The sequence below is a fragment of the Pseudomonas sp. GM79 genome (assembly GCF_000282495.1).
Lineage (GTDB): Bacteria > Pseudomonadota > Gammaproteobacteria > Pseudomonadales > Pseudomonadaceae > Aquipseudomonas.
In genome coordinates, this window is sequence record NZ_AKJE01000061.1 from 39,339 (window position 1) to 47,118 (window position 7,780).

The 7,780-nt window shown below is 59.0% G+C and carries 8 protein-coding genes; 6 read left to right on the top strand and 2 right to left on the bottom strand.

The window, feature by feature from the left end:
• The first annotated feature begins 95 nt into the window (after positions 1 to 95).
• From zwf to PMI36_RS11940, 4 genes are all read left to right on the top strand, one after another.
• Positions 96 to 1,565, top strand: a complete 1,470-nt coding sequence (gene zwf, locus PMI36_RS11955; RefSeq protein ID WP_008072962.1) for a glucose-6-phosphate dehydrogenase — start codon at positions 96 to 98, stop codon at positions 1,563 to 1,565.
• A complete protein-coding gene (pgl, locus tag PMI36_RS11950; protein ID WP_008072963.1) occupies positions 1,552 to 2,265 on the top strand; it encodes a 6-phosphogluconolactonase in 714 nt (237 codons plus the stop codon). The genes zwf and pgl overlap by 14 nt, the downstream gene beginning before the upstream one ends.
• Positions 2,266 to 2,282: 17 nt before the next feature.
• Complete coding sequence (locus tag PMI36_RS11945; RefSeq protein ID WP_008072964.1) at positions 2,283 to 2,948, top strand: bifunctional 4-hydroxy-2-oxoglutarate aldolase/2-dehydro-3-deoxy-phosphogluconate aldolase; 666 nt, start codon at positions 2,283 to 2,285, stop codon at positions 2,946 to 2,948.
• A 280-nt stretch (positions 2,949 to 3,228) separates the two neighbouring features.
• Complete coding sequence (locus tag PMI36_RS11940) at positions 3,229 to 3,954, top strand: intradiol ring-cleavage dioxygenase (protein WP_008072965.1); 726 nt, start codon at positions 3,229 to 3,231, stop codon at positions 3,952 to 3,954.
• Between the two features lie 2 nt (positions 3,955 to 3,956).
• Here PMI36_RS11940 and PMI36_RS11935 read toward each other — a convergent pair whose 3' ends face one another.
• Both PMI36_RS11935 and PMI36_RS11930 read right to left on the bottom strand, forming a co-directional pair.
• Positions 3,957 to 5,138: an aminotransferase class V-fold PLP-dependent enzyme gene (locus PMI36_RS11935; RefSeq protein ID WP_008072966.1), complete on the bottom strand. Its 1,182-nt coding sequence runs from the start codon at positions 5,136 to 5,138 to the stop codon at positions 3,957 to 3,959.
• A gap of 25 nt (positions 5,139 to 5,163) precedes the next feature.
• The gene (locus PMI36_RS11930) at positions 5,164 to 5,400 is read right to left on the bottom strand and encodes a DUF3820 family protein (protein WP_007949456.1); all 237 of its coding nucleotides are present in this window, start codon (positions 5,398 to 5,400) and stop codon (positions 5,164 to 5,166) included.
• A gap of 204 nt (positions 5,401 to 5,604) precedes the next feature.
• Here PMI36_RS11930 and PMI36_RS11925 point away from each other — a divergent pair, with 204 nt between their 5' ends.
• On the top strand, positions 5,605 to 6,072 hold the full coding sequence (locus tag PMI36_RS11925) for a ferritin-like domain-containing protein (protein WP_008072967.1): 468 nt from the start codon (positions 5,605 to 5,607) through the stop codon (positions 6,070 to 6,072).
• Between the two features lie 157 nt (positions 6,073 to 6,229).
• A partial coding sequence (locus PMI36_RS11920) for an FUSC family protein (protein ID WP_008072968.1) occupies positions 6,230 to 7,780 on the top strand: 1,551 nt, incomplete at its 3' end.

Below are 7,780 nucleotides of genomic sequence, written 5' to 3' on the forward strand. Positions count from 1 at the left end.
TTTTGCGAAAATGTTGTGGTTATTACTACATTTTCCCTTGAGTGATGCCTTGAAAAAAGGTATTTGTAGCTTAACTTGATAAAAGAACAAACATCATGCCTTCGATTACGGTTGAACCTTGCACCTTTGCCTTGTTCGGCGCTCTCGGCGATCTGGCCCTGCGCAAGCTGTTTCCTGCCCTTTATCAACTCGATGGCGCCGGCCTGCTTCATGAGGATACGCGCATTATCGCGCTGGCCCGTGAACCCGGCAGCGAGCAGCAGCATCTGGCATTCATCGCCACTGAACTGCGCCGCTACGTGGGCGCCAAAGAGCTGGATGAAGCGGTGGTCGAGCGCTTCCTGGCCCGTTTGAGCTACCTGCACGTCGACTTCCTCAAGGCTGACGATTACGTCGCCCTGGCCGAGCAGGCCGGCAGTGCCCAGCGGGTGATTGCCTACTTCGCCACCCCGGCGGCGGTGTATGGCGCTATTTGCGAGAACCTGTCGAAGGTCGGCCTGACCGAAAACACCCGCGTGGTGCTGGAAAAACCCATCGGTTCGGACCTGGAATCCTCGCGCAAGGTCAACGACGCCGTGGCGCAGTTCTTCCCGGAGAACCGCACCTACCGCATCGACCACTACCTGGGCAAAGAGACCGTACAAAACCTGATCGCCCTGCGTTTCGCCAACAGTCTGTTCGAAACCCAGTGGAACCAGAATTACATCTCCCACGTGGAAATCACCGTGGCCGAGAAGGTCGGGATCGAAGGCCGTTGGGGCTATTTCGACAAGGCCGGGCAGCTGCGGGACATGATCCAGAATCACCTGCTGCAATTGCTCTGCCTGATCGCCATGGACCCGCCGGCTGACCTGTCCGCCGACAGCATTCGCGATGAGAAAGTCAAAGTCCTCAAGGCGCTGGCGCCGATCAGCCCGGAAGGCCTGACCACTCAAGTGGTGCGCGGCCAGTACATCGCCGGCCACAGCGAAGGCAAATCGGTACCCGGGTATCTGGAGGAGCCTAATTCCAACACCCAGAGCGACACCGAAACCTTCGTCGCCCTGCGTGCCGACATTCGTAACTGGCGCTGGGCCGGCGTGCCGTTTTACCTGCGGACCGGCAAGCGCATGCCGCAAAAGTTGTCGCAGATCGTCATCCACTTCAAGGAACCGTCGCACTACATCTTCGCCCCCGAGCAGCGCTTGCAGATCAGCAACAAACTGATCATCCGCCTGCAACCGGACGAAGGCATTTCCTTGCGCGTGATGACCAAAGAACAAGGCCTGGACAAGGGCATGCAGCTGCGCAGCGGTCCGTTGCAGCTGAATTTTTCCGACACTTATCGCAGCGCGCGGATTCCCGACGCCTACGAGCGGTTGTTACTGGAAGTGATGCGCGGCAATCAGAATTTGTTTGTCCGTAAAGATGAAATCGAAGCCGCGTGGAAGTGGTGTGACCAGTTGATCGCCGGGTGGAAAAAATCCGGCGATGCGCCCAAGCCGTACGCGGCAGGGTCGTGGGGGCCGATGAGCTCCATTGCACTGATCACGCGGGACGGGAGGTCGTGGTATGGCGATATCTGAATTGAAACTGCCTCAGGGCGTTAGCGCTCATGAGTTCAAAAGCCCGGTGTTGCTGGCCGAAGGCCTGGCATTGACGGTGGCCAGGCAACTGAGCGACGCCATTGCCGCACAAGGCGCCGCGACGCTGGTGGTGTCTGGCGGACGCAGCCCGGTGGCGTTTTTCCAGCACCTGGCCAAGCAGAAGCTGGACTGGTCGAAAGTGGTGGTCAGCCTGGCTGACGAGCGCTGGGTGCCGGTGGAACATGCCGACAGCAATGCCGGTCTGCTCAAGCGTTACCTGTTGCAAGGCCCGGCGGCCAAGGCTCAGTTCCTGAGCCTCTACAGTGCCACCGCCAACCTGGAACAGGCCGCCGAGCAGGCTGATCGCTTGCTCGCCGAATTGCCAGCGATCGACGTGCTGGTGCTGGGCATGGGCGACGACGGTCATACCGCGTCGCTGTTCCCCAACAGCCCGAACCTGGCCGATGCCTTGAAAGTCGACGGCACCCGTCGTTGCTGGCCGATGCTGGCGCCGACCGTGCCCCATCAACGCCTGACCATGAGTCGCGCGCTGCTGGCTTCGGCGAAGCACACCGTTCTATCGATTTCCGGTCAGTCCAAGCTGACCACCCTGAATGCCGCACTGGCCGGTGACGATGTCGCCGCCATGCCGATTCGGGCGTTTCTGCAACCAACGTTAGAGATTTACTGGTGCCCATGAACCAAGGATCAGCCGCTATGACAAACACATCCCCGACCGTTTCCATGGCGGACAAAGTTGCCCTGATCGACAGCCTTTGCGCCAAGGCGCGGATTCTGCCGGTGATCACCATCGCGCGTGAACAGGACGTGCTGCCATTGGCCGACGCCCTGGCGGCCGGTGGCCTGACGGCGCTGGAAGTGACCCTGCGTTCGCAGTTCGGCCTCAAGGCGATCCAGATCCTGCGCGAGCAGCGTCCGGAACTGGTGACGGGTGCCGGCACCGTACTGGATCGCAGCATGCTGGCCGCGGCCGAAGCGGCCGGTTCGCAATTCATCGTCACACCGGGCATCACCCGTGACTTGCTTGAAGCCAGTGTCGGCAGCCCGATCCCGCTGTTGCCGGGCATCAGCAATGCCTCCGGCATCATGGAAGGCTATAGCCTGGGTTATCGCCGCTTCAAGCTGTTCCCGGCGGAAGTCAGCGGCGGCGTCGCGGCCATCAAGGCCCTGGGCGGCCCGTTCGGCGAAGTTAAATTTTGCCCGACCGGCGGAGTCAGCCCGGCCAATATCAAGAGCTACATGGCGTTGAAAAACGTGATGTGCGTGGGCGGTAGCTGGATGCTTGACCCCGAGTGGATCAAGAACGGCGACTGGGCCCGCATCCAGGAATGCACCGCCGAGGCGTTGGCGCTGCTGGACTGATTAACCTGATTTACCAAACACTTCGTTGTGTGTTCTACGGCTTTACGGTGCGCTTGGTCGGTGCACCGTTTTTTTTGCCTGAAGTAAAACCCCTGTGGGAGCGGGCTTGCTCGCGAAGGGGCCGTCGCATTCAATGCAGATTTTGACTGTCAGACCGCTTTCGCGAGCAAGTCGGATCGCCGCACCGCCGCTCCCACAGGACATCACGCGATACATAGTTACCGCATCTCGTCGCCCGTCCAGCGTTAACCTGCGTTCATCTTATTGAAGAGAGAACGTCATGGACGACAATACTGCAACGACATCCCCACCTCCGGCTTGCCAACTGTCACCCGAACAGATCGCCGGCCCCTATTTTCGAAACCCGAAACTGATCAGACGCAACATCAGCGAAGGCATGGATGGCATCCCCTTGGTGCTGCGGCTGACGATCGTCGATGCGATGACCGGTCAACCGGTCACCGGGGCGGTGGTCGATATCTGGCATTGCAACGCGCGCGGGGCGTATTCGGGGTGGAGCAAGATCAATCCAGACAAAAAAGTCAGCGTCGGCGATATCGGGTCGATCCCGCGTACCGATGATGATACCTACCTGCGTGGTGGGCAATTCACGGACAAAAAGGGCATCGTCCGGTTTACCACGATCTATCCGGGGTTTTATGCCGGCCGAGCGCTGCACATTCATGTCGCGGTACGCATCACAGCCGGCAACAACTATCTCGAAGAACGCCATGTCGCCTGGGTTGGCCAGCTCTACCTCCCGGACGTAGCGTCGAGATCGGTGCTTGATGCCAGAGAATACGGCGGGCGCACGGTATCAGCGCTGACAAACGATGAAGATTTTCACTACAAACACCGAGGCGGCGAAGCCTCGACCTTGAATGTCCATGCCATCGGTCGAGACTCGAACGACGACGGCTTTTTCGGGCACATGACCATCGGCGTCGACACGTTTGCAGTGTCATCGCAAATCAAGCCCGAGGACTTCGACAAATACACCGTGTGACCTCAGCGCAGTTCAGTCAGCGCCCGTGCCAGCCGATCCATGTCGGCAGCGGTGGTGGTGAGGCCCGGCGTAATGCGGATGCACGGGCCACACGCCGCACCGCTGCGCGTCACGGTAAACAGGTTGTAGTCGTTGAGCAGGCGCTCGACCAGCGCCTGTTGATCGGCATGCCGGGTAAAGCGCATCGAGGTAATGCCACAATACAGGCGCGGGTCATCCGGGGTCATGACTTCAATGCCCGGTAACCCCCGCACGGCATCGACCCATCGGTTACGCAGGTAATTGAGCCGCATGCCCTTGGCGACGGAACCGCCCATGGCGTGATGCTCTTCAAACACCAGCGGCAGGGTCAGCAAGGCCGGAATATTGGGCGTGCTGTAGGGTGTGCGGGCGCGAATGTCGGTGACCGGGAAATGCATCTCGCCCATGTCCGGGTCAATATCGGCCAGGCGCTCGGGGGCGATGTAAATGAAGCCCAGAGTCAGCGGCGCACCGATCCATTTGTGCAAGTTGTAGCCAGCAAAAGCGATGCCCAGTTTCTCGAGATCGAACTCGATCTGACCGAGGGCATGGGCGCCGTCGAGGATCACATCGATCCCGTGTTCCCTGGCGGCAGCGGCAATCGCCTGCACCGGCATGACCAGTCCGGTGCGATGGGTGACGTGGGTCAGCGCCATCAGCTTCAGTCGCGGATAACGCACGAAAGCTTCGCGGTAAGCGGTGAGTAAACTGTCGAAACTCGCGGGGTGGCAGTGTTCGATCTCGATCACTTCCACGCCTCGATAACGTGCCAGCCAACGCATTGCGCCCTTTACCGTGTCGTACTCCAGATCGCTTATCAGCACCTGATCGCCCGGTGCCAGGCGATTGTAGTTGCGGATCAGCGATTGCAGGCCATCCGAAGCGTTGCGGGTGAAGGCAACGGCTTCGGCGGGGGCACCGATCAGCTCGGCCAGTTGCTCACGAATCTTGACGCTTTCGCCCTGTTCGAAGCGCTGTCGCACATGCACCGAGTTGCCGCGGTTGATGAGTTCGATGTTGCGCTGATACTCCTCGACCACGGTGCGCGACATGCGCCCGAAATAACCGTTTTCCAGGTTCAGGGGGCCGGGTTCGACCGCGTAACGGTCGGCAAAGGTCTGCCAAAAGGCTTCATCGCGGGTACGGCGGGTGTTATCGGGCATGAGCAACTCGGTGAGGTAGGGCGGGTCAGTGGCGAGGCGCGGGTTTGCCGTGTTTGGCGCGCAGGGGTTCGAGCAGTTCCGACAAGCCGTTGTGGTCGATTTCCTGCATCAAAGCCAGCAAACCGCCCAGTTCACCGTGGGGGAAACCTTCGCGAGCGAACCAGTTCAGGTACTGGCCGGGCAGGTCAGCGATGATGCGGCCCTTGTATTTGCCGAAGGGCATTTCGCGGGTAATCAGCAGTTCGAGCTTTTCGGGATTCATCATCAGTCATCTTGATTCAAAACAGTCTGGAAAATACAGGCATTCTGCATGCAGGCCAAATGACAGATCATGCAAAAAAAACGGATACAGATTTCTCGTTAAAATCCAACCAATTGAAATATAAGTAAAAAGTCATCAATTCAAAGCTGGCATGCAGGCTGCAACTACTTATTGCATCTTTCATCAACCGCAAGGAATTGAAAAATGACCGACATTAATAAAGAAGCGATCTCTGTACTCAACGACCTGATTGAAACCTGTAAAGACGGTCAGGAAGGGTTCAAGACTTGCGCTGAAGACATCAAGCATCCAGAACTCAAAAACCTGTTCATGCAGCGCTCCGCCGACTGCGCTGCTGCCGCTGCCGAGCTGCAGGCGACTGTGCGCTCCCTCGGTGGTGATCCGGAAACCTCCACCAGTGTCAGTGGCGATATGCACCGTCGCTGGGTCGATGTGAAGGCGATGTTCACCGGCAAGGATGAAGAGGCGGTGCTGAACGAAGCCGAACGCGGTGAAGACCACGCGCTGAAGGCCTACAAGGAAGCACTGGAAAAAATCAACAAAGACAACCTGGTGAGCATTCGTGACATCGTTGAACGCCAGTATCACGGCGTGCAACGCAACCATGATCAGGTGAAAGCCCTGCGTAACCAGGCTCGCGCACGCTCATAAGCGTTTGTCATCGGTCAAAAACGCCAGCCAGTCTGGCGTTTTTTTATGTTCGGGATTTAACACTGGACGGGATATAGATAGCTAGCTAATAATTTGTTATTCAAATCATCACGCCTAACCCGGCTATCGTTAAACCGTCCTTTCAAGAGTGCTTTACGTGCCTATCACTTTGCAGGCCTTATTCGCGCCTGACCGCCGCGCCTTGCAGTTCGCGATCAAGACTTTGATCGGCGGCGGCCTGGCACTGTGGCTGGCGTTGCGCTGGGGGCTGGAGCAACCGTCGTGGGCGTTGATGACGGCATTTATCGTCGCCCAACCGTTGTCCGGGATGGTGGTGCACAAGGGTTTGGCACGGCTGTTGGGTACGCTGGTCGGGACGATCATGTCGGTGGTGTTCATGGGCCTGTTCGCTCAGACGCCCTGGCTGTTTTTGCTGGCGTTGGCGTTGTGGCTCGGGCTGTGTACGGCGAGTTCGACCTTGCTGCGCAGTGCCTGGTCCTATTCCTTCGTGTTGGCCGGTTACACGGTGGCGATCATCGCATTGCCAGCCATTACCCATCCGCTGACAGTGTTCGATCAAGCCGTGGCGCGCTGCACGGAAATCTGCCTGGGCATTCTCTGCGCCACCGCTGCCAGTGCGTTGCTCTGGCCATTGCGGGTCGAACGGCAACTGGCGGACCAGGCCCGGGCAGCCTGGCAAAGCGGCATGAATGCCACGCGTGCAACGTTGGCCGGTGACGCTCAGGCGCGTAAAGGCCTACTGGAAATACTCGGGAAAATCGTCGCGGTCGATGCCCAGCGCGAGCATGCCTGGTTTGAAGGTAGCCTCGGTCGGCAACGAGCGCGGGCCATCAGCGGTTTGAGTCAGAAGCTGTTGATGCTGTTGCGCATCGCCCGTTCGGTACGCCGCCAATGGAATCAATTGGAACTGCTCGAAGCCGAGCAACTGATGCCATGGATGACCGAGGTTCAAGAAGCGATTGGCGCTTGTGATACCGCCCAGTTGCAAGCCTTGCGCCCGAGGTTGCTCGACGCCTCTCACGATGCGCACATCAGTGCTGCGCAAAGTTACTGTCTGGCCCGTTTCACTTTGTTGCTCGATACCGCCATGGCAGCCTGTTCCGCATTGAAAGCGGTGCAGGAGGGGCGTGAAACGGCCGACCCGCCGAGAACCCTGACGCCGCATCGCGACCTGTCATTGGCGCTGGTCTTTGGCGCGCGCAGTGCGCTGGCGTTTCTGGTGGTGTCGGGTTTCTGGCTGGCGACGGCATGGCCTGCGGCGTCGGGCGCTCTGGTGCTGACGTGTGTGGTGTGCAGTCTGTTTGCCAGCCGCGAGAATGGGGCGCAAATCGGCATGAGTTTTCTGCGCGGCATCCTGCTGGCGATTCCATCGGCGTTTATCGTCGGGCAGATTCTGCTGCCGCAATGGAGCGGGTTTGCGCTGCTGTGCATGGGCATGGGCGTGCCGCTGTTTCTCGGCGCGCTGGGCATGGCCAAACCGCAGATCGGCGCCACGGCCACTTCCTTCTGTCTGCACTTTATTGTGCTGGTTTCGCCGCTGAACACGATGAAGTTCGATGTCGCGAATTTCTTCAATAGCGCTCAGGCCATGTTGATCGGTGTCGGCGCTGCCGTATTGGCGTTTCACTTGCTGATCATGCGTAACCCGACATGGCATGGCCGACGCTTACTGGCGGCGACCCTCGCC